The 20,879-nt window shown below is 40.0% G+C and carries 19 protein-coding genes; 16 read left to right on the forward strand and 3 right to left on the reverse strand.

The genetic code is table 11. The annotated features are described in order from the left end of the window. The first annotated feature begins 6 nt into the window (after window positions 1-6). The 12 genes from purE to EXM22_RS05100 all read left to right on the forward strand — a co-directional run bounded on the left by purE (window position 7) and on the right by EXM22_RS05100 (window position 12,359). Window positions 7-486, forward strand: coding sequence for a 5-(carboxyamino)imidazole ribonucleotide mutase (gene purE, locus EXM22_RS05045; RefSeq protein WP_149485466.1), 480 nt, complete (start codon window positions 7-9; stop codon window positions 484-486). After that, window positions 483-1,202: a phosphoribosylaminoimidazolesuccinocarboxamide synthase gene (gene purC / locus EXM22_RS05050; RefSeq protein ID WP_342780278.1), complete on the forward strand. Its 720-nt coding sequence runs from the start codon at window positions 483-485 to the stop codon at window positions 1,200-1,202. Before purE ends, purC begins: the two co-directional genes overlap by 4 nt. A gap of 5 nt (window positions 1,203-1,207) precedes the next feature. Continuing rightward, window positions 1,208-2,605 (forward strand): amidophosphoribosyltransferase, encoded by a 1,398-nt coding sequence (gene purF / locus EXM22_RS05055; RefSeq protein WP_149485467.1) that lies wholly within the window; start codon window positions 1,208-1,210, stop codon window positions 2,603-2,605. A gap of 33 nt (window positions 2,606-2,638) precedes the next feature. Then, complete coding sequence (purM, locus tag EXM22_RS05060) at window positions 2,639-3,640, forward strand: phosphoribosylformylglycinamidine cyclo-ligase (protein WP_149485468.1); 1,002 nt, start codon at window positions 2,639-2,641, stop codon at window positions 3,638-3,640. After that, entirely contained in the window at window positions 3,628-4,227 is a 600-nt protein-coding gene (gene purN / locus EXM22_RS05065; RefSeq protein WP_149485469.1) for a phosphoribosylglycinamide formyltransferase, read from the forward strand. Before purM ends, purN begins: the two co-directional genes overlap by 13 nt. Next, entirely contained in the window at window positions 4,227-5,726 is a 1,500-nt protein-coding gene (gene purH, locus EXM22_RS05070; RefSeq protein ID WP_168203353.1) for a bifunctional phosphoribosylaminoimidazolecarboxamide formyltransferase/IMP cyclohydrolase, read from the forward strand. Before purN ends, purH begins: the two co-directional genes overlap by 1 nt. Window positions 5,727-5,738: 12 nt before the next feature. Next, a complete protein-coding gene (gene purD / locus EXM22_RS05075) occupies window positions 5,739-6,992 on the forward strand; it encodes a phosphoribosylamine--glycine ligase (RefSeq protein WP_149485471.1) in 1,254 nt (417 codons plus the stop codon). A 498-nt stretch (window positions 6,993-7,490) separates the two neighbouring features. Beyond that, complete coding sequence (locus tag EXM22_RS05080; RefSeq protein WP_149485472.1) at window positions 7,491-8,609, forward strand: branched-chain amino acid ABC transporter substrate-binding protein; 1,119 nt, start codon at window positions 7,491-7,493, stop codon at window positions 8,607-8,609. A gap of 100 nt (window positions 8,610-8,709) precedes the next feature. After that, entirely contained in the window at window positions 8,710-9,618 is a 909-nt protein-coding gene (locus EXM22_RS05085) for a branched-chain amino acid ABC transporter permease (RefSeq protein ID WP_149485473.1), read from the forward strand. A 23-nt stretch (window positions 9,619-9,641) separates the two neighbouring features. After that, entirely contained in the window at window positions 9,642-10,868 is a 1,227-nt protein-coding gene (locus EXM22_RS05090) for an ABC transporter permease subunit (protein WP_149485474.1), read from the forward strand. Continuing rightward, window positions 10,865-11,659 (forward strand): ABC transporter ATP-binding protein, encoded by a 795-nt coding sequence (locus EXM22_RS05095; RefSeq protein WP_149485475.1) that lies wholly within the window; start codon window positions 10,865-10,867, stop codon window positions 11,657-11,659. The genes EXM22_RS05090 and EXM22_RS05095 overlap by 4 nt, the downstream gene beginning before the upstream one ends. Further along, window positions 11,652-12,359, forward strand: a complete 708-nt coding sequence (locus tag EXM22_RS05100) for an ABC transporter ATP-binding protein (RefSeq protein ID WP_149485476.1) — start codon at window positions 11,652-11,654, stop codon at window positions 12,357-12,359. Before EXM22_RS05095 ends, EXM22_RS05100 begins: the two co-directional genes overlap by 8 nt. 33 nt (window positions 12,360-12,392) lie before the next feature. Here EXM22_RS05100 and EXM22_RS05105 read toward each other — a convergent pair whose 3' ends face one another. Further along, on the reverse strand, window positions 12,393-13,091 hold the full coding sequence (locus EXM22_RS05105) for a hypothetical protein (RefSeq protein ID WP_149485477.1): 699 nt from the start codon (window positions 13,089-13,091) through the stop codon (window positions 12,393-12,395). Window positions 13,092-13,356: 265 nt separating this feature from the next. Here EXM22_RS05105 and EXM22_RS05110 point away from each other — a divergent pair, with 265 nt between their 5' ends. The 3 genes from EXM22_RS05110 to EXM22_RS05120 all read left to right on the forward strand — a co-directional run bounded on the left by EXM22_RS05110 (window position 13,357) and on the right by EXM22_RS05120 (window position 16,772). Next, window positions 13,357-14,001 carry a methyltransferase domain-containing protein gene (locus tag EXM22_RS05110; protein WP_149485478.1) on the forward strand — a complete coding sequence of 215 codons (645 nt, stop codon included), beginning with the start codon at window positions 13,357-13,359 and terminating at the stop codon, window positions 13,999-14,001. A gap of 161 nt (window positions 14,002-14,162) precedes the next feature. Further along, window positions 14,163-15,476 (forward strand): radical SAM/SPASM domain-containing protein, encoded by a 1,314-nt coding sequence (locus EXM22_RS05115; RefSeq protein ID WP_149485479.1) that lies wholly within the window; start codon window positions 14,163-14,165, stop codon window positions 15,474-15,476. Window positions 15,477-15,488: 12 nt separating this feature from the next. Beyond that, entirely contained in the window at window positions 15,489-16,772 is a 1,284-nt protein-coding gene (locus EXM22_RS05120) for an FAD-dependent oxidoreductase (RefSeq protein WP_149485480.1), read from the forward strand. A gap of 2 nt (window positions 16,773-16,774) precedes the next feature. On the opposite strand, the gene cls is transcribed toward EXM22_RS05120, so the two are convergent. Continuing rightward, complete coding sequence (cls, locus tag EXM22_RS05125; protein ID WP_149485481.1) at window positions 16,775-18,217, reverse strand: cardiolipin synthase; 1,443 nt, start codon at window positions 18,215-18,217, stop codon at window positions 16,775-16,777. A gap of 113 nt (window positions 18,218-18,330) precedes the next feature. Here cls and EXM22_RS05130 point away from each other — a divergent pair, with 113 nt between their 5' ends. Next, entirely contained in the window at window positions 18,331-19,263 is a 933-nt protein-coding gene (locus EXM22_RS05130) for a ribonuclease Z (protein ID WP_149485482.1), read from the forward strand. 42 nt (window positions 19,264-19,305) lie between these two features. On the opposite strand, the gene EXM22_RS05135 is transcribed toward EXM22_RS05130, so the two are convergent. Next, window positions 19,306-20,844 (reverse strand): nucleotidyl cyclase domain-containing protein, encoded by a 1,539-nt coding sequence (locus EXM22_RS05135; protein ID WP_149485483.1) that lies wholly within the window; start codon window positions 20,842-20,844, stop codon window positions 19,306-19,308. Window positions 20,845-20,879: the final 35 nt, after the last annotated feature.

A 20,879-nucleotide genomic window follows, 5' to 3' on the forward strand; every position in this document is an offset into this window, starting at 1 on the left:
GAAACGATGAAATGTGCAATATTTTTCGGTAGCAGATCTGATCAGGATAAAATGAAAGGGGCGGCAGTTTGTCTGCAGGAGTTTGGCATTGAATATGAAGCACACATTCTTTCTGCCCACAGGGTTCCGGAAAAATTGACAGAAGTCATTCAAAGGCTGGAACTTGAAGGTTGTGAATTTATCATTGCCGGGGCAGGATTATCGGCTCATCTTCCTGGTGTCGTGGCATCTAAGACCATTCTACCAGTCATAGGAGTGCCCCTGGATGCGGCTTTTCAGGGGATGGATTCTCTCTTCTCAATAGTACAAATGCCGAAAGCCATCCCAGTGGCGACCGTCGGGGTCAATAATTCTTATAATGCCGCCATGCTGGGAGTTCAGATCCTGGCTTTGAAGTACCCCGATATAAAGAACAAATTAATTGAGTACAGAAAAAATATGAAAGAAAAATTTATAGCCGATAACAGCGGAGGAGTCGAATTATGAAGGGTATCAGTAAAGAGAATATGATGTATGAAGGCAAGGCGAAACAGGTCTATGCAACAAATGATCCAGCCTACGTTATTGTCAGCTATAAAGACGACGCCACTGCGTTTAACGGAGAAAAAAAAGGTCAGATTGCGGATAAGGGGATTTTCAATAATTCTATCACAACTGTCCTTTTTGAAATTCTTGAAGAAAAAGGGATTCCAACTCATTTTATCGAAAAACTGAATGAGAGAGACCAATTGTGCAAAGCCGTAACAATCGTTCCCTTGGAAGTCATTGTCCGCAATGTCATTGCCGGAAGTATGGCCAAGCGACTCGGGATTGAAGAGGGGACTGAAATTCCCAACACAATTTTTGAAATTTGTTATAAGAATGATGAATACGGTGATCCCCTCATCAATGATGATCATGCGGTGGCCATGAGGCTTACAACATATGATGAACTCAAGAAAATTTATGCCATCACCAGGGATATCAATAAGATCATGATGGATTTCTTTGACAAACAGGGCATTCGTCTCATCGATTTCAAACTTGAATTTGGAAAAACAGCCGATGGAACTCTTTTACTGGCCGATGAAATCAGCCCTGATACTTGCCGATTCTGGGATAAAAACACGAACCAGAAGCTGGATAAAGATAGATTTCGAAGAGATCTTGGTGATGTTCAGGAAGCGTATAAAGAAATTCTTTCCCGTGTAGAAAAAGGATAATATACATGATTCCATCCGATGATGTTTCAGTTGATGACAAGCTTCATGAAGAGTGTGGTGTATTCGGTGTTTATTCATCCACAGAGTGTCCTGCTGGAGAAATGACATATCTGGGGCTTCTAGGATTGCAGCACCGAGGCCAAGAGAGCGCAGGAATAACGGTAAACAGAGAGGGGACCCTGACAACCATAAAAGGCATGGGCCTCGTCTCTGAGGTATTCCGGGATGAGTCTGTGAAAGAATTAAATGGTGGGAATGCCGCCATAGGACATGTACGTTACTCAACAACAGGTAATAGTAATCTCGAAAATGCTCAACCACTGGAAGGACATTGTAAACTGGGTTCCCTTGCGGTCGCTCATAATGGAAATCTGGTGAACTCAGAAATTATCAGGTCTCTTATGGAAGACGGCGGAGCCATTTTTCAAACTACAAGCGACACAGAGGTGATCCTGAATATGATCGCCCGAGGGGCCGTTAAAGGTATAGAGAAGGCTGTGCGTGAGGCCGCAGGAGCCATCAAAGGGTCTTATGCCATCGTTCTTTTCATCGACAATAAACTGATTGGAGTAAGAGATCCTTACGGAATTCGTCCTCTTTGCCTTGGAAAATTGGATAACACATGGATCCTCTCATCAGAGTCTTGTGCCTTGAATACTGTGGGTGCGGAATTCATCCGGGACCTTGAGCCGGGAGAAATTGTCGTAATCGATGAAAATGGAGTGACCTCACTGGGGCATGACAGTTCATCAAAACTTTCCACTTGTATATTTGAATACATCTATTTTGCCAGACCAGACAGTCAAATAGACAATATCAATGTCATGCAGGCCAGAAAACGATGTGGAGCCGAGTACTTTAAAGAACATCCCATAGATGCCGACATGGTTGTTGCCGTCCCCGATTCGGGGATCTCTGCGGCTATTGGCTATTCTGAAGCCTCTGGAATCCCCTTTGAAATGGGATTCATTAAAAATAGGTATATTGGAAGAACCTTCATTTCACCTTCCCAGGAATTAAGGGAAAAAGCCGTGTCGGTGAAATTGAATGTTGTTAAATCTGTCGTAGAAGGTAAAAGGGTAATCCTCATTGATGATTCAATTGTCAGGGGGACTACAAGCCGTCATCTTGTGGCTCTCATGAGAAAAGCCGGTGCTTCAGAAGTTCATCTGGGGATTGTTTCACCGCCCATTAAATATCCATGTTATTTTGGGATCGATACCCCCGATACGGAACAGCTCATCGCCACAGGACGTGATGTTGAGGAAATTTGCAAAGAAATTGGTGCCGACAGCCTGGGTTATATCAGCCTGGACGGTCTGACAAGGGCCTTGAGTACGAAGGAAAAGCATTTTTGTAATGGATGTCTTACAGGGACCTACCCCCTAACACCCAATAATTAAGTAAAATCAACAATTCAAATAGGACAGGTATGAATGCACACATATAAAGACTCTGGAGTGGATAAAGAAGAAGGTTATAAGGCCGTCGATAAGATCAAATCAATGGTATCGGATACACATAATGAGAATGTTCTCAACGGATTGGGAAGCTTTGCATCCCTTTATGCCTTAAAAGATTATAAAAATCCGGTACTGGTTTCGGGCACTGATGGCGTCGGTACAAAACTTGTCCTTGCCTTTACCAAAGGAATTTATAATACAGTTGGCCAGGACTGTTTTGCCATGTGTGCCAATGACATCCTATGCCAGGGAGCCAAACCTCTCTTCTTTCTGGATTATCTGGCCTGTGGAAAACTGGATTCCAATGTATCAAGCCAGATTGTCAGCGGTATGGCAAAAGCCTGTAAAGAGGCTGATTGTGCTCTCGTTGGAGGAGAAACAGCAGAAATGCCCGGTTTCTATAAAGATGGAGACTACGATATGGCCGGTTTTTGTGTCGGAGCTGTTGAAGGAGATAAAATCATAAATGGCAATGCGGTCAAAGAAGGGGATATTATCCTTGGATTGACCTCAAGCGGAGTCCACAGTAATGGTTTTAGCCTGATTCGATCTCTTGTCACTGACCTGGATGAAGATTTTCAAGGAGAACCCGTATATAAAGAACTTTTGAAACCCACGAGAGTCTATGTCAGAAACGTTCTTAAGATCCTTGAATCTTACCCCGGTGCGATCACTGGACTGGCTCATATTACAGGCGGAGGACTTCCCGAGAATCTTCCCCGGACCATTCCAGAGGGTCTGTGTGCCGAAGTCAATAAAGCATCCGTACCTGTTTCACCCATATTCAATTGGCTTCAAGAAAAGGGTGTACCGGAAGATGAAATGTGGGGTACCTTTAACATGGGTGTCGGGTTTGTCTTGATCGTTCATCCTGAACAAAAGGATGAGATTGTGTCCTCACTGGAAACTCTGGGTGAATCAGTCTCGGTCCTTGGGGAAATCACATCAGCAGATGAGAAAATATGTTTAAGATAGTCGTTTTAGTCTCTGGTGGCGGATCCAATTTACAATCCCTGCTGGATGCTGTTAAATTAAAGAAACTCCAGGCCGAAATTATCGCAGTCATAGCAGACAGGCCGGCTTATGCCCTGGTGAGAGCAGGAAATTCAAATATTGACAGCTTTCTCATAGAAAGGAAGACCTGGGGAACAAATCTATCGGAAAAGATCCTGGAAAAGATCCCAAAGGATACAGACTTGATTGTCCTGGCAGGGTTTCTCTCCATACTCAGTCCTTCCTTCATCAATCGCTGGTCGGGCAGGATCATTAATATACATCCCTCCTTACTTCCAGACTTTGGTGGAAAGGGTATGCATGGAATGAAGGTTCACCAGGCGGTCATTTTAAGTGGTTGTGAGAAGAGTGGATGCTCGGTCCACTCTGTGGATGCGGGGATTGATACGGGAGAAGTCATTTTGCAGCGGGAAGTTCCTGTTCTTAAATCTGACAGCCCGGAATCACTTCAAAAAAGGATTTTGGAAGAAGAACACATCCTTATCGTCGATGCCGTAGACCGTATTATCAAAAAATCAGAAAAAAACCTAAAACAGGGAAGGGAATAATGAAAAGAGCTCTTATTAGTGTTTATAAAAAAGATGGAATTTTGGAATTGGCTACATTCCTCAAGTCAAAGGGTTGGGAAATTATCTCTACGGGAGGCACATTCCGGTATTTAAGCGAACACGGTTTGTCTCCTCTGGAAGTCTCTGCCATAACTGGTGCCAAGGAAATGCTCGATGGCAGGGTAAAAACTCTGAACCCGGTGATCCATGGGGGAATCCTGGCAATTCGTGATAATGAAGAACATATGACGACTCTCCAGAATGAAGGAATAGGAACCATCGATATGGTTGTGGTAAACCTTTATCCCTTCTTTGATGAAGTTGATACAGATAAGAGTTTTGAAGAGAAAGTGGAATTCATAGACATTGGTGGACCTACAATGCTGCGTTCTGCCTCTAAAAACTTTCAGGATGTGACCGTCCTTTGTCATACTGAAGATTATGAAACAGTCATGAAGGAAATGGAGAGCGAGGGCGATGTCAGCTATGAAACAAGAAAGGAATTAGCTGGTAAAGTCTTTAACCTGACATCTGCCTATGACGGTGCAATTAGTCAATTTTTGCTGGGAAGAGAGGAAATGCCGGCATTTTTAAATGGATCCTATGCTAAAAATATGGACCTTCGCTATGGGGAAAATCCTCATCAGAAAGCGGCATTTTATACAAACACCTGGGGTGGAGGTGCCTTTGCCGACTTTAAGCAGCTGGGTGGTAAAGAGCTTTCCTTTAATAACATCCGGGACATGGATGTTGCCTGGAAAATCGTCAATGAGTTTGATCAGATGGTCTGTTGTGGTTTGAAACATTCGACTCCCTGTGGGGTCGCTCTTGGCCGGGATGCGGCAGAAGCATATAAAAGAGCCTATGATTGTGATCCTGTTTCTATTTTTGGGGGAATTGTGGCTATTAATGGTGAAGTCACAGAAGAAGCGGCACAGGAGATGATAAAAACATTTCTGGAGATTGTGGTTGCTCCTTCATTTACCCAGGGCGCACTTGAAACACTTCGTAAAAAGAAGAATTTACGTATCATTCAAACAACGGCCAAACCCTCTGATCCCCTGGATGTTGTGAAAGTGGATGGCGGTATTCTGATTCAGGACGCAGACCTCAGTTTTTCCAATGATTATAAAGTTGTAACCGATACAACACCTGATGATTCACTTAAAGAGGATTTAGTCTTCGGCCAGAAAGTTGTAAAGCATGTAAAATCCAACGCCATCGTTGTCGTAAAAGAGGGGAAAGCCACCGGAATCGGAACGGGGCAGACAAATAGAATCTGGGCAGCACAGCAGGCCATCGAACGTGCAGGAGATGGTACAGTTCTGGCTTCTGATGCATTCTTTCCCTTTGATGATGTTGTCACTCTTTGTGCAGAAAAAGGAATCAGAGCCATCATTCAACCCGGCGGTTCTATCAGAGACGAAGATTCAATCAAAGCCTGTAATGCTAAGGGTATTCCCATGATATTTACAGGAATGCGTCATTTCAAACACTAAAGGGACAATCAGTTGAAAATTTTAATAACAGGAAGCGGGGGTAGAGAACATGCCCTCATTAGTAAACTCCTTCAAAACAGCAGAGTCAGTAAAATCTATTGTGCACCAGGGAACGGTGGAACAGCAAAGATCGATAAATGTGAAAATGTTCCCTTTCACAGTATTCATGAATTAGCCGATTTTGCCGTGAAAGAAGGTGTTTCACTTGTTGTTCCCGGATCAGAAGATCTGCTGGTTGCGGGAATTGCCGATGTTTTCATTGAAAAAAAGATTCCCGTATTGGGACCTCATAAAGACGCCGCTCTTTTAGAGGGTAGCAAATGTTTAGCTAAAGATTTCATGAAGAAATATGGCATAAAAACAGCGGACTATAGGAATTTCAATTCCCTTGATCTGGCGGCCCAGTATCTGGAAGAGTGTGAGTATCCCATTGTATTAAAAGCCGATGGCCTGGCAGCGGGTAAAGGCGTCCTTATATGCAAGGAGAAACCCGATGCCTTAGAGGCTCTGAACCAGCTCATGGCCGTCCGGCAATTTGGAGATGCAGGAAATAGCATTGTCATTGAGGAGTACCTGGAAGGATTAGAAGCTTCAATACTCTCCTTTTATGATGGAAAAACTATATTACCCCTTTTAAGTGCCAAGGACCATAAAAAAATTGGAGAAGGGGAGAGTGGTCCCAATACAGGAGGAATGGGAGTTATCGCACCCAATCCTCATGTCAATGAGTGTGTCATGGATATTTTCAAAACTGAAATCATGATACCGACTCTCAAGGGTCTAGAAATGGAGGGACTACAATTCTCCGGTATCATATTTTTTGGACTGATGATTACAGATAAGGGTGTTTACCTCTTGGAATACAATTTGAGAATGGGAGATCCGGAAACACAAGCCGTTTTATCTCTCATGGACTCGGATCTTCTTGATTTAATTGAAAGTACTGTGAATTCATCCTTGGATAGGGTGACTTTGAAATGGAAGAAGGGATATTGCTGTTGTGCCGTAATGGCCTCTGGCGGATATCCTGAGAGCTATAAAAAAGGTTTTCCCATTGAGGGAATTGAAAATTGTGAAAGTGATGTCTACATAGCCGGAGCAGCCCTACAAGGAGACACTCTTATTACATCAGGGGGAAGAGTCTTAAATGTGGTTGCCACCGCTCAGGACCTGGCTTCGGCTAGAGAGCAATGTTACAAGGACCTCTCTCTTATCAAGTTCAAAAACTCTGTCTATCGTCGCGATATTGGAGGCACCCCTCTTTGATATCAAAGGAACAGGTCCGGTTCCTATTTGTTGAGCCGGGCTTCGTTAAAATCATATAATTCGATTCTGTAAAATCAATAAAAATGAAAAGAATCATTCTTTCTATAGCTTGGTTCCCTACTTTTAGCGTTGCGAAAACAACAATTATGTATCTTTTGTCGTTTTTTGTTTAATTAATACTCAAATTCAAGACAATTTCAGACATAAAACAGTGGATTAAAATCAATATATAAAACACTATTTGCTAATATTAACTGAAAAACACTAGGTTTCCATATAATGCATGTTAAAAATTTGTAAAAAAACTAAATATTTCAATCAAAAATGAAAATTACTGACAGATATTTTATGTAAAACTATGAATTAATATACATAAAATGTTTTTTATCGAATATAGATAACACAAAATCCTCAACATTGACAATTCAGTCTTTTAATCTTATAAAAATAACCATACCTTAAAAGAAAATCAGGTTAAAAACCGGATAAGGAGAAAAAATGAAAAAACTATTAGTCTTACTGCTGATTTCTTTCGTAACTTTTGGTGCTTTTGCCAATGGTCAGGGAGAAACAGGTACAATCAAAATTGGTGTTGCAGGTGCTCATTCAGGTGACCTTGCATCCTATGGTCTTCCTTCTGTTAAAGCTGCAGAGCTTGTTGTTGAAATGTATAATGCCAACGGTGGAGTTCTGGGAAGACAGATCGAACTTGTCATTGAAGATGATGTTTGTAAACCTGAAGTAGCCACAAACACAGCTGCCAAGCTGATTGGTGAAAATGTTGTAGCTGTTATTGGACACATTTGCAGTGGTGCAACAAAATCAGCTCTGGGTATCTATAAAGATGAGAATATTATTACAGTTTCTCCTTCTGCAACAAATCCCCCTTTAACAAAAAGCGGAGATTACCCCAATTTTTTCAGAACTATAGCTCCTGATGACGCTCAGGCTGACGTAGAAGTCGACTTTGCAGTCAATACACTGGGACTGAAGAAAATTGCTGTTCTTCATGACAAAGGTGACTATGGAAAAGGTTTTGCAGAGTTCTGTAACGCTCTTCTGGAAAACGAATCCGGTGTTGAAGTTGTTATGTTTGAAGGAATCCAGGTTGGTGCTGTAGATTATTCTGCCATCATCAACAAAGTTGCCAACTCAGGAGCTGAGGCTCTGATTTTTGGTGGATACCATCCTGAAGCGTCCAAGCTGATTAGCCAGATGAAAAAGAAGAATCTTGATATTCCTTTCTTGTCTGATGATGGAGTAAAAGACGACACTTTCATTAAAGTCGCCGGTGAATATTCAGAAGGTGCCTATGCCACAGGACCTGTTGATACAACATCCAATCCACTGGCTATCAAAGCTACTGAAGATCACATTGCAAAATATGGTGAAGAGCCCGGTGCATTCTTTCTGAATGCCTATGCTGCGACACTTGCAGTAATAAATGCTATTGAAAAAGCTGGGTCAACAGACTATGCAGCTATCGATGCTGCTCTTAAAAGTGAGTATGTAGACACTCCTCTTGGAAAGATCAGTTTTGACCAGAATGGTGATGCGATTGGTGTAGGTTTTGCTATATACCAGGTTCAGAACGGTTCTTACGTAGAATTGAAGTAAGATTTTCTGATATAGCCTCATCATAAACCAGAGCAGATACCATTGGTATCTGCTTTCGGTTTGTGATGAGGTACTTCAAATATAGGAGCTGTAAAAATTCATGAACCTCGAGTATTTTTTTTCCCTTCTGTTAGGTGGACTGACCAGAGGTAGTATCTATGCATTAATTGCTCTGGGATACACTATGGTCTATGGTATCATCAAACTCATAAATTTCGCCCATGGTGAGATTTATATGATAGGTGCCTTTACCGCTCTCATCATCGGTGGAGCCCTTGCATTAACCGGTTTGAATCCTGTCTTAATTTTTGTGATCGCCTCATTGGCCGCAATCATTTATTCTGCTGCCTATGGTATCACAATTGAAAAAATAGCGTACCGGCCTTTGAGAAATGCACCTCGGCTCTCTGCTCTTATCAGTGCCATTGGTGTGTCTATCTTTTTGCAGAATTATGTTCTGCTAGCGCAAACTTCTGATTTTCTACCATTTCCGAACTTGCTACCTAGTTTAAAATTTCTTGCACCAGTCGAGCACCTTATCAGCACTTCTCAGTTTTTAATTCTCGTATCGACAACCGTGGTTATGGTGTTGCTGACGATTCTCATTAAATTTACAAAAATGGGGAAAGCCATGAGAGCCACATCACAAGACAAAGATATGGCTCAACTTGTTGGAATCAATGTAGACAAAGTAATTATGGTCACTTTTTTAATCGGTTCTGCAACTGCGGCTTTGGGGGGTGTCCTTATCAGTTCACATACTGGACAGATAAACTTCTACATCGGATTTATTGCCGGTATTAAAGCGTTTGTTGCCGCAGTTCTGGGTGGAATAGGAAGTATTCCCGGTGCCGTTTTGGGTAGTTTTGTTCTTGGTCTGACCGAGAGTTTCGGTACTGGCTACATATCCAGTGATTATGAAGATGCTTTTGCCTTTATCATCCTGGTACTTATTCTGATTTTCAAACCTTCCGGACTGCTTGGACGGAAAGAAAATGAAAAAGTCTGATTCCCTAAAAGAGAGACACAATAATGTTTAGTATAAAAGAATTAAAAAGAGCCTTTTTGACTTCTTTATGGTTTATGTTTCTGACCTTCCCTCTGTTGGTCATGAAGGTGAACACCATAACTGATACTGTCATCTGGCGCTGGATGAACCTCCTGTATGTAGGAGTAGGTACTTTTTTCCTGTCCATTTTATGGAAATACCTTTTGGAAAGAAGAGATGCAAAAGGATCTGATTCAACAAAGAATCCCTTTAATGAAAAGATCAGCAAATATATGAAAAACAAAAGGGTAAAAACTTCAGCAATAGTAGCTTTGCTTTTAATTGTTATTATTTATCCCTTTATAATGTCTATGTACCAAACCAGTATTATGACAACAGCTCTTATGTATGTTGTTCTGGGACTTGGTCTGAATATAGTTGTAGGTTTTGGTGGTTTGCTTCACCTTGGTTATGCTGCATTTTATGCGGTTGGTGCCTATACTTATGGATTGTTATTTTATCATTTTGGCATAAGTTTTTGGATCTGCCTTCCCTTAGGAGCCTTTCTCAGTGCCGTCTTTGGTATTCTTCTGGGATTTCCTATCCTTCGTCTCAGAGGAGACTATTTGGCCATTGTTACTCTGGCTTTCGGTGAAATCGTACGATTGATACTTGAAAACTGGAATGACTTTTCTTTTGGACCCAGTGGTATAGCCAACATTCCGAGACCGGATTTTTTCGGTCAAAAGCTAAGATTAGCTCAGGTTACCAATTTTACATATTTTATTGCCATTGGATTGACAATATTAACCATAGTTCTTATCAGAAGAATGGAAAGTTCTAAAATGGGCCGGGCTTGGGAAGCCATGAGGGAAGATGAAATTGCCTGTCAATCCATGGGTATTGATATTACAAAAGCCAAATTAACTGCATTTTCTATGGGAGCAGTATGGGCTGGTATTATGGGTGTTCTTTTTGCTGCTAAAACAACCTTTATTAATCCTGCAAGTTTTACCACATGGGAATCAATTGTCATTCTATGTGTTGTTGTTATTGGAGGAATGGGTTCCATACCGGGAGTTATTGTTGGGGCTCTTATTTTCATACTTACACCGGAATATCTGAGAGCGTTCTCTCAGTATCGAATGCTTATCTTTGGTATAGCTCTGGTTATGATGATGATATTCAGACCCGGTGGTATTATTCCCAAAATCAGAAGATCCTATAAATTTTCCACTGATTCGAAAGAAACACAGGAGGGTGAGGCATGAGTGAAGCCCCCATATTAGAAGTCAATGACCTGTCTATGGTATTTGGAGGACTCCATGCCGTTGATAATGTCACTCTCAAAATCAATAAAGGTGAGATTGTTGCTCTTATCGGACCAAATGGTGCAGGTAAAACCACATTTTTCAACTGCGTGACCGGTGTTTATGTCCCCACGCATGGAGAAATCAAGATTACCACTCCCGATGGAAATCAGTCTGTTCTCAATGGATTGAAACCGAATATTATTAATGAAAAAGGTCTGGCCAGAACATTTCAGAATATAAGACTGTTCAGTAATATGACAGTCCTTGAGAATGTCATGATTGGAAGACATCAATCTCTTAAATCCGGCATTCTAAGTTCGGTTCTAAGAACGAAAAAGAATCGAATAGAAGAACAAAAAGTCATTGAAGACAGCTATGAGATTTTAAAAAAAATCGGCTTGGAAATGTTTGTCAACGAAGTTGCCAGCAATCTTCCCTATGGTGCCCAAAGAAGACTTGAAATAGCACGAGCGATGGCAACAAATCCTTTTCTGTTACTCCTGGATGAGCCAGCAGCTGGTATGAATCCACAGGAAACGAATGAGCTTGTCTTCCTGATTCAGAAACTCAGAAAAGAAGAAGATATATCCATTCTTCTGATTGAACATGACATGAGTCTCGTCATGACCCTTTCTGAAAGGATCTATGTTGTGGATTATGGAAAAATGATTGCCGAAGGCTCACCTTTAGAGATTAAAAATAATAAGGATGTTATAAAAGCCTATCTGGGAGAGGATATCGATGCTTAAAATAAAGAATATCAGCACTTTCTATGGTAATATTCAGGCTTTAAAGGATATTTCTATAGATGTTGCAGAAGGTGAAATCATAACTCTCATTGGTGCCAATGGAGCAGGAAAGTCTACAACACTCATGTCTCTCTGTGGTATTGTACCCATCAAGTCCGGTTCTATTGAATTTGAAGGAGAAGATATTTCTTCACTCACCCCAGATAAGATTGTATCCTTGGGAATTTCACAGGTTCCTGAAGGACGTCGAATCTTCCCCCTTTTATCGGTAAAAGAAAACCTTGATATGGGTGCTTTTCTCAGAAATGACACTGAAGAAATTAAAAAAGACATCGATTATATCTATGAACTCTTTCCCCGTCTGGAAGAAAGAAAGAATCAGCAGGGTGGTACATTAAGTGGTGGAGAACAGCAGATGCTTGCCATATCCAGAGCACTTATGGCAAGACCTCGCTTACTCTTACTGGATGAACCATCCTTAGGACTAGCACCGCTGATCGTACAGCAGATTTTTGATATCATAAAAAAGATCAACAAAGAAAATAATACAACAATTTTTCTGGTTGAACAGAATGCTAATATGGCATTGAAGATAGCTCATAGAGGGTATGTCCTAGAAACTGGACGAATCAGCTTAAGCGATGATGCGGATAAACTCCTCTCCAATGAGGGTGTTAAAAAAGCATACTTAGGAATCTAATAGAACTGGAATCTCAGATTTTGAGATTCCAGTTTAAAAAATACAGCCTGGATTATCTAACCAAAAATCGTATTCAGGCTTACTTAAGTCCGCTAATTTATTCTTTAGAAAAGTATTCATCTCCATCAAATACAGTATTTTATTCCAGGGAAATCCCGTTCGATTTATTTCACTTTCCATTGAACAGAGACTCTGGGGACTCTTTATCCATAAATAGGTTACGGCTGTAATTCTATCTTCAGGAATAAGTTCCAGCATGAATGGCAATATTTGAGGATCCATCCATTGTGGATCATACATGGCAGCCGTGTAAATCAGATACCAGTAGTTAAACTCCGTTTGCTCATCATAGAAGTCTCTTACCATCCAGGGAGTATCCTGTAAGAGCACACTATGTTCCAGTAAATAGCTGAGTTCTTTCCATACTTTCTTTCTAGAATCTATGAGCAGACCCTGATCATGACCATTTTCATCAATAGAAATAAAGTGGCTTATATAAGCAGATTGTTCTTCGGGACTCCAGTTTCTGTACTTTAAATTTTCATAGATCATCTGTACTAAGAACTGATCTCGGTCTGCACTGAAATTGATAAAGGCCATAAGCCATTCCCGATCATCAATGTTTCTGCTTTGATTGGCAAATAAATCATCCAGCCGATTCAATATCATCTCGGTTTCACCAATAGAACGTTCAATGGAAATTTCTGAGGATTGTGCTTCTTGATGATACAAAGAGGAATCAGAACTCTCTTGATTTTCTTTAAATGAATCAAAATTTAAGCTCGTGCAAGAAAATTGAATAGCTATTATTAGAATAGAGAATACAATCTTATACATAATTAACTATTAATAAGTCATGAGAAGAATAAAATCCATTATATTCCAAAAAAGAATTGACTTAATTGGCCCTTTATTGATAAGTTCTATATATAATATATTGAATATTGACGGAATCTTTAGAAGTCCCTATAATGAACATTGAGTAAGGAATTATCTTATGAAAAATATAGATGCCATTAATATTAGATACACAGAATTAGCAGACAGTGATTGCTGTTTATCCTGCGGAAAAGCCATTCAATTTGCTGGTGCACAGGAAGGTGAGGTATGTCTGGACCTGGGTAGTGGAAGAGGAAATGATGTTCTGAGGATGGCGGATCAAGTTGGTCCCACAGGGTTTGTTTATGGAATAGACCTTTCTGATGGCATGATTAAAAAAGCAAGAAAAACAGCTGAAAAACTGAATATTTCAAATGTCGAATTTATACATTCTGATCTTGAAACATTGCCTCTTAAATGTGGAACAGTTGATTTAGTTATATCGAATTGTGTGCTCAACCATTTGGATAACAAGGCTCGTGCATGGTCTGAAATCTATCGAGTCATCAAAACCGGAGGAAGGTTCACAATCAGTGATATTTATTCGTCTGAAACGGTACCTGAAGAATATGCCAAGGATCCTGTGGCTGTTTCTGAATGCTGGGCTGGAGCCGTTACAAAAGATGTTTATCTTCAGCTACTTGAAGATGCAGGATTTACACAGGTGAATATCCTGGAAGAAAGCAAGCCCTATGAAAAAGGGAAGATTAGTGTGGTCAGTTTCACATTGACTGGTTTTAAAGCCGGGAAATGTTGCTGTTAAATAAGTAATAGGAGGCAGAGTTTATGAAATCTCTTATCCGCAAAAAAACGGGAAATTCAATAAAAACAGCCCAGTGTTGTGCAAAAATTTCCCCTGTTGTGGCAGGATGCCACGACTGATGTCGTTCCGGGCCGTATGGCCCGGTTTTAAAAGGAATCATAATGAAATTAAGAAAATCTAAGCATACAATTACAGCAAAACTACAAGACTCTGATTCTTGGTATATTCTAAATACACTCAGTGGCGAAGCAGATCTACTTGAATCCGAAATGGCAGTTCAATTTCAAAATAACACCCTTGAAGACCCAACACCCTTCATAGAAAAAGGGTACTTCATGGATGAAGAAACTGAAAATTCATTGTTCAAAAATGCCTATTTGGAGTTCTCTGACAATCAGGAAAAAGCAGAAATCCAAGTTTTTTATGTTCCTGACTATTCATGCAATTTCAAGTGTACTTATTGCTACCAAGAAGAGTATGTTCAAGACTCCAGACCTCAGAATCAGAAGGATATTATTGATGCATTTTTTACATATTTGGACCAAAAGTTTTTAGGAAAATCATTTTACCTGACTCTTTTTGGAGGAGAACCTCTTCTTCCATCTGATTCCCATAGAAAAACTATAGAATATTTTCTGGATAAGGCCGATGAGAGAAATTTGTCTCTTGCCATTGTGACAAATGGTTTTTCACTAGAGTCTTATCTTCCCAGATTAAAAAAATCCAAGTTACGTGAAATTCAATTGACAATTGATGGCCCCAAGGATATGCATGATATAAGAAGACCACTAAAAAGTGGTGGAGAAACCTTTGATAAAGTATCTAATGCGGTCTCTCTTTGTCTTGAAAATGATATCCCCGTAAACCTAAGAGTTGTCCTGGATAAACAAAATATAGATAGTCTTCCTCAATTGGCAGATCATGCCATCCGAAAAGGCTGGACCGCATCGAGTCTATTTAAGACTCAATTAGGAAGAAATTATGAACTCCATTCCTGCCAGAAAGAGCATGAATTTTTATTCAGCAGGATCAGTATGTATGAGCACATATATAAAATGCTGCAGGAACATCCTGAAGTTTTAGAATTCCACAGACCAGCATTTTCACTCTCCAGATTTCTATATGAACAAGGAGAATTGCCGGATACTTTGTTTGATTCCTGTCCTGGTGCCAAAACGGAATGGGCTTTCGATTACACCGGCAGAATATATTCCTGTACGGCTACTGTCGGCAAAGATGGAGAAGAACTGGGTGAGTTTTATCCGGAAATTAAATTAAATGATCAAGTAATTGAACAGTGGCAGGATCGAGATATCTGCTCAATTGAAGAATGTAAAGACTGCTCTGTACAATTAGCCTGTGGTGGCGGTTGTGCGGCGGTAGCGAAAAACAGGACAGGCAGTGTTTTATCACCAGATTGCCGTCCAGTGAAAGAACTCATGTCCTTGGGTTTTTCATCATATTTTGATAAATAGGAGTTGCTTAAAATGGCAGGAAAAATTGTTGAACTGAATGCAGACGCATGGAAATCGGACGTACTTGAAGGTGGAAAAGTTGTTGTCGATTTTTACTCTACCGAATGTCCCCCCTGTGAAGCCTTAGCTTCAAAATTTACAGCATTGAGTGAATTGTATGGGGATGATCTGAAATTTGTAAAGATATTTAGGCAGGGAAATCGAGAGTTGAGCGAAAAGCTGGGAGTCTCAAGTTCACCAACATTATTATATTTTGAAGATGGCAAGGAAATTGCCGATCGTCAATCCGGAGGAATTAAGAGATCTTCCATAGTGAAAACACTTGATAAAATGGTGGGATCATCTAGAGCAGACGCCATACATAAGAGCATAAAATCTTTTACATCTGAATATGATGTTGCTGTTTTAGGTGGTGGTCCTGCCGGTCTTACAGCGTCTACATATCTGGGACAGGCCCATTTAAAAACGGTCATTATAGATATAGCCTTAACAGGTGGATATATGTCAACAACTCATCAGGTCTCTAATTATCCCGGTTTTATAGACCCTCAGCAGGGCTTTATGCTGGCTCATTTTATGAGTGAGCAGACCAAAGGCGCTGGTGTCGATTTTAGATCTGCCGTTGATGTAACATCCATTGACTTGACTAAGAAAGAAATACTGATAGATGGTGTTGAAACTATCAAGGCTAAAAAAATTATCATTGCCACAGGTTCTTCTCCAAGACCCCTTGGTGTACCTGGGGAAAAAGAATACGGTGGGAACGGCATTTCCTATTGTGCAACCTGTGATGCTAAATACTTCGATGGGAAAGATGTCATCGTCATCGGCGGTGGTAATAGTGCCATTGAAGAATCACTTTTTATTGCTAAGTTTGCAAAATCTATCACTATTATTCATCAGTTCGCAGAACTCCAGGCGAATAAACAGGCTCAGGAAGAAGTTTTTAAGAACAAAAGTATTAACATTCTCTTTGAACATGAACCACGAGAGTTTATAAAGAATGGTTCTATGGATATGTCGGTTGTGGTTGAAGACTTAAAAACAAAAGAACGAAAAACACTCAATACAAATGGTATTTTTGTATTTGTTGGTTTTATTCCCAATTTAACTGGATTCCCTGAATCCCTTGAAAAAGATCAGTTTGGATACCTGGTCACCGATGAAGATATGCTGACAAACATTCCCGATGTGTACGCTGCAGGAGACATTCGAACCAAAAAATTCAGACAGATCACAACGGCAGTTTCTGATGGAACAATTGCTGCCATAGCTATTTCCAAGGAACTTAGTTGATTTTACATGAGTGGGGAAAACAGTCTACACACTGAGTTCCTCAACTTCCGGGAGATTTTCATGGTCTGCATTTCGTCCAATGTTATCTCCCGGCATTTTTTTTCATCTTCCATAAAGTGATCCTTTAATTCCATATTGATTTTTTGATCGTAAAATACGGCATTGACTTCATAATTCAATCGAAAACTTCTTATATCCATATTACAAGTCCCGATAGTGCTGACAATATTATCCATAATGACAACTTTGGAATGTAGGAATCCACCCTTGTAGTGAAGAATCCGGACTCCTGCTCTTAGCAAGGGTTCAAAGTACGTATAGGCAGTCCACCAGGCAATCTTCTTGTCTGGAATACCGGCCATCATCAATTTAATTTTAATGCCACTCAATGCAGCAGATTCCAAAGCGCGCATAATTGCAAGATCTGGAATAAAGTAGGGACTTTGAATGTATACTTCATGATTAGCATTCGTAATTATATTAAAGATTAAAAGTTCTATTGAATTCCATTGGGAATCGGGTCCGCTGACTGCTATTTGAAGGGGTATCCCTTTTTTCTTTTCCTGCTGTTCTGGAAAGAAATCATCATGAACCAGCATTTCATGACCGCAGTTAAACCAGTCTGTTAAAAAAATGGTCTGTAATATTCTAACACTGTTCCCCTGAAGCCTAATATGAGTATCTCTCCAGGAATCAAATCTTTTCCCTCCATCTATATACTCGCTCCCAATGTTCATACCGCCTGTATAAGCGATCCGACTGTCTATAATGACTATCTTCTTGTGATTGCTGTAGTTGATCTTCAGACGGGCTATAAAACGGTTTAAATCCTTAAAATAGCTGAACTCCACACCGGCATTTCTAAGATCTTTCTTATATTGAAAAGAAATCCTGCCAAAAGAGCCCAAACCATCAAAAATGAGTTTAACTGAGACACCTTCCTGTGCTTTCCTGACTAAAATATCCTTAATTTTTTTGCCTAATTCGTCGGACTTCCAAATAAAGTACTCCATATGAATGGATTCTTTGGCATGTTCTAACTCGTTTATCAAATTCTTAAATAACTCTTCTCCTGTATAGAAAAGATTAACACTGTTATCGATGGTTAATGCGGCCTGATTGGCATTCAAAAGGAGATTCATACTTTTTAAAACATCAGAAAGGGATTCACTATCTCCAATTTCACTGTCTCGGATTAATTCTTTTTGTGACTGAAGTAGGGGACGCAGCTTTTCGGCGAACAACTCTTCAGGCCTCTGTTGTATGACTTTATACTTTTTAACATCTATCCCGAAGAGTATGTAGAAAAGGAGACCCCATACAGGCAGAACCATGATGATAAGCAACCAGGCAATGGTCGATTCACTCTCTTTATTAGAAAGCAGTATGATAATGACTGCTCCTAGAGTAACAAGAAAATTTGCATAGTATAAATAATCAAGCATGTGAACTTCCTCATTTTAATATTACTTTATTGATCCAGTTATAGGCAAGATTTTAAGTTCTTTCTTTTTAAGAACTTCCCTTAATGTGATATTTTTGGTATTTTCTGTTCATTATGGAAGTATTTGTTTTAGGGACAGGAGGCATGATGCCCCTTCCAGGTAGAAATTTAACATCAGTTCTTTTAAGAAGAGAAGGGGATTTGTTCCTTTTTGATTGCGGTGAAGGAACTCAGGTTTCACTTCGGAAATTAAACCTCAGATGGAAAAAAATAACAACTATTTTTATCTCTCACACTCATGCTGATCATATCACTGGACTGCCTGGAATCCTTATGTTGTCTTCCCAGGTCGAAAGAACAGAACCGTTGACAATCATTGGACCTCCAAAAATCAGAGAATACGTTGAGACAAGTCGTCAAGTACTCGACATGTATGTTAATTATGAAATTATCATCAAAGAAATTGAAGAACCAGAAAAGCCTGGGATAGTGTATGAAACTGATGACCTGATCATCAGATCAGTTCCTTTGAATCATTCCAAGGTTTGTGTTGGATATGTTCTAGAAGAAAAAGACCGTCCTGGTGTATTTTTTCCTGATAAGGCAAAAGAGGCGGGCGTTCCCTGCGGTCCCCTTTGGTCACAACTACAAAATGGCCAGTCTGTACAACTCGAAGACGGAAGAACCGTTGATTCCACTCAGGTCATGGGACAAATGAGGAAGGGACGAAAATTTAGTTTTGTAACCGATACAGCCTTTGTCCCTTCCTTGCCTAAAGAAGTAGAAGGTTCAGATCTTTTCATATGTGAAGGAATGTTTGATCTTTCACTCTCGGCTTCTGCCCGAGAAAAAAAGCATCTCACATCCCATCAGGCTGCAACAATAGCAGAAAAAGCTGGGAATATAAAAAAAATGGGGCTCATCCATTACAGTCCAAGATATACAGAACGTGAGCTTAGAAATCTTTTAAAAGAAGCGCGGGAAGTTTTTCCAGACACATTTTTATGCCGTGATAGAATGAAACTAGAAATTCCCTATGAGGAATAAAAAAGGCTGTGTGACCCTTAAGGAAACACAGCCTTTATATTTTTATGAGCTATGACTCAAGAAGTCTCTAAACTTTTCCGGATCGGACCTAAAACCCACAATAGGATTTTCATCATCAGCCTTGTTCAGAGAGGAATCGGCTTCCTTAATCAGGCGTTTTCCTGTGATCAATCTTCCATTTCGGGATGATAATCCACACTTGATACCGCTGATGTCCATTTCTGTTTCAAAACGCTTAAAGAGAGATTGTATACCAAGAATTGCCTCATCCAGATCTTTATTTGGTTCAATCAATGCCAGGCTGTCATGCCCTGCTTCAAAGATAAGGTCCTGATAGCTGTAAACATCCTTGATAATGGAGCTGATTTTATCCATATCTTCCTTATCAGCAGACTGACTCCTAATCATAAGAAGTACTAGATCCTGATCAAATGATGCAGATCTTTCTAGCTCTAGCCCAAGCCTCTCTTCCATGAAAGATTCCCAACCTAAACCAGTTTCTGGATTGTATAGGGAGGGAGTAGAACTTGTAGATACAGGGGGAATCTCCTCCTGGTTGAGATCAAAATCATCGGAGGACATATCATCAAAAAGATCTTCCTCTTCAGGGAGATCAAAATCATTATCCAAGTCATCCATAGAATCACTGGATGGTAACTCCTCATGATCCATTCCCACGAGGTCTTCAGAATCAGGAATATCAGGAATAGTATCTTCAAGGTTCAGATCATCAGAATCAAATTCATCAACATCACCAAAATCCAGATCATCAAAACTATCTGCAGAATCAATACTCAAGTCATTGAGATTTTTATCATCTTCCATAGAGTCTAAACCTAAATCATCATCCAATGAAAAATCAGAAGAACTGGCGAAATCATCAGATCCTTCAGATTGAGTTTGGCTTTCGGAATCGTAATCATCAAATCCATCATTGGAATGCATAGAATCTAAGGAAGAGGGATCACTCTGTGAATCATTTTTTTCCCATTCTGGAATATCCTCATCCTCATCCTCATCCTCATCCTCATTCTTACTCTTGGAAAGACTGAAGGCCACAATAAGAATGAGAGTAATGACAAAAAGAATAATTACAGCCAATAGAGAAATTTTTAGGACGTAAAAAATGGATGTCCTTGGAAGGACTGTAAAAATAAAATCCGCATTCGTTCCAGGTTTGTCTTTGATAGACAATGGTATAGAACCAATACTGTTAGAGAAAGAAAGACCCTTGTACTCAGGGTTTTGACTTATACCATTGGCACTATTGATGATACTGACCTGACCATTCCTGCTATAGAAATATTCGATCCCGGTATCATAGGAATAAATAGTTAAAGCTGTGATATCTTCATTCTCAGAAAATATTCTTTTAATTTCATCACCAAAATCTTTATTATAAAGAGTTTCACTGGAACTTAAGGAATTCGTAACCTCCTTAACCAATGAAGGAATACGCTGGTTGTTCTTTTCTGAATTAAACTGGCGCTGATTATATAGATAGGTCGCAGACCATGCTGCTGTTGCTAATAATCCCAGAATTACTATAATTGTATGTACAGTTGTAATTGCCTTTTTCATAGTAAACATTATACGCAGAAATAATGTTTTGTGCA

Origin of the sequence: Oceanispirochaeta crateris, from assembly GCF_008329965.1 — a bacterium.
Classification (GTDB): domain Bacteria; phylum Spirochaetota; class Spirochaetia; order DSM-2461; family DSM-2461; genus Oceanispirochaeta; species Oceanispirochaeta crateris.

What these genes read in the sequence shown, in the direction of transcription:
- purE (WP_149485466.1), top strand. Translation starts at nt 7, where the DNA reads ATGAAATGTGCAATATTTTTCGGTAGCAGATCTGATCAGGATAAAATG.
- purC (WP_342780278.1), top strand. Translation starts at nt 483, where the DNA reads ATGAAGGGTATCAGTAAAGAGAATATGATGTATGAAGGCAAGGCGAAA.
- purF (WP_149485467.1), top strand. Translation starts at nt 1,208, where the DNA reads ATGATTCCATCCGATGATGTTTCAGTTGATGACAAGCTTCATGAAGAG.
- purM (WP_149485468.1), top strand. Translation starts at nt 2,639, where the DNA reads ATGCACACATATAAAGACTCTGGAGTGGATAAAGAAGAAGGTTATAAG.
- purN (WP_149485469.1), top strand. Translation starts at nt 3,628, where the DNA reads ATGTTTAAGATAGTCGTTTTAGTCTCTGGTGGCGGATCCAATTTACAA.
- purH (WP_168203353.1), top strand. Translation starts at nt 4,227, where the DNA reads ATGAAAAGAGCTCTTATTAGTGTTTATAAAAAAGATGGAATTTTGGAA.
- EXM22_RS05080 (WP_149485472.1), top strand. Translation starts at nt 7,491, where the DNA reads ATGAAAAAACTATTAGTCTTACTGCTGATTTCTTTCGTAACTTTTGGT.
- EXM22_RS05085 (WP_149485473.1), top strand. Translation starts at nt 8,710, where the DNA reads ATGAACCTCGAGTATTTTTTTTCCCTTCTGTTAGGTGGACTGACCAGA.
- EXM22_RS05090 (WP_149485474.1), top strand. Translation starts at nt 9,642, where the DNA reads ATGTTTAGTATAAAAGAATTAAAAAGAGCCTTTTTGACTTCTTTATGG.
- EXM22_RS05095 (WP_149485475.1), top strand. Translation starts at nt 10,865, where the DNA reads ATGAGTGAAGCCCCCATATTAGAAGTCAATGACCTGTCTATGGTATTT.
- EXM22_RS05100 (WP_149485476.1), top strand. Translation starts at nt 11,652, where the DNA reads ATGCTTAAAATAAAGAATATCAGCACTTTCTATGGTAATATTCAGGCT.
- EXM22_RS05110 (WP_149485478.1), top strand. Translation starts at nt 13,357, where the DNA reads ATGAAAAATATAGATGCCATTAATATTAGATACACAGAATTAGCAGAC.
- EXM22_RS05115 (WP_149485479.1), top strand. Translation starts at nt 14,163, where the DNA reads ATGAAATTAAGAAAATCTAAGCATACAATTACAGCAAAACTACAAGAC.
- EXM22_RS05120 (WP_149485480.1), top strand. Translation starts at nt 15,489, where the DNA reads ATGGCAGGAAAAATTGTTGAACTGAATGCAGACGCATGGAAATCGGAC.
- cls (WP_149485481.1), bottom strand. Translation starts at nt 18,217, where the DNA reads ATGCTTGATTATTTATACTATGCAAATTTTCTTGTTACTCTAGGAGCA.
- EXM22_RS05130 (WP_149485482.1), top strand. Translation starts at nt 18,331, where the DNA reads ATGGAAGTATTTGTTTTAGGGACAGGAGGCATGATGCCCCTTCCAGGT.
- EXM22_RS05135 (WP_149485483.1), bottom strand. Translation starts at nt 20,844, where the DNA reads ATGAAAAAGGCAATTACAACTGTACATACAATTATAGTAATTCTGGGA.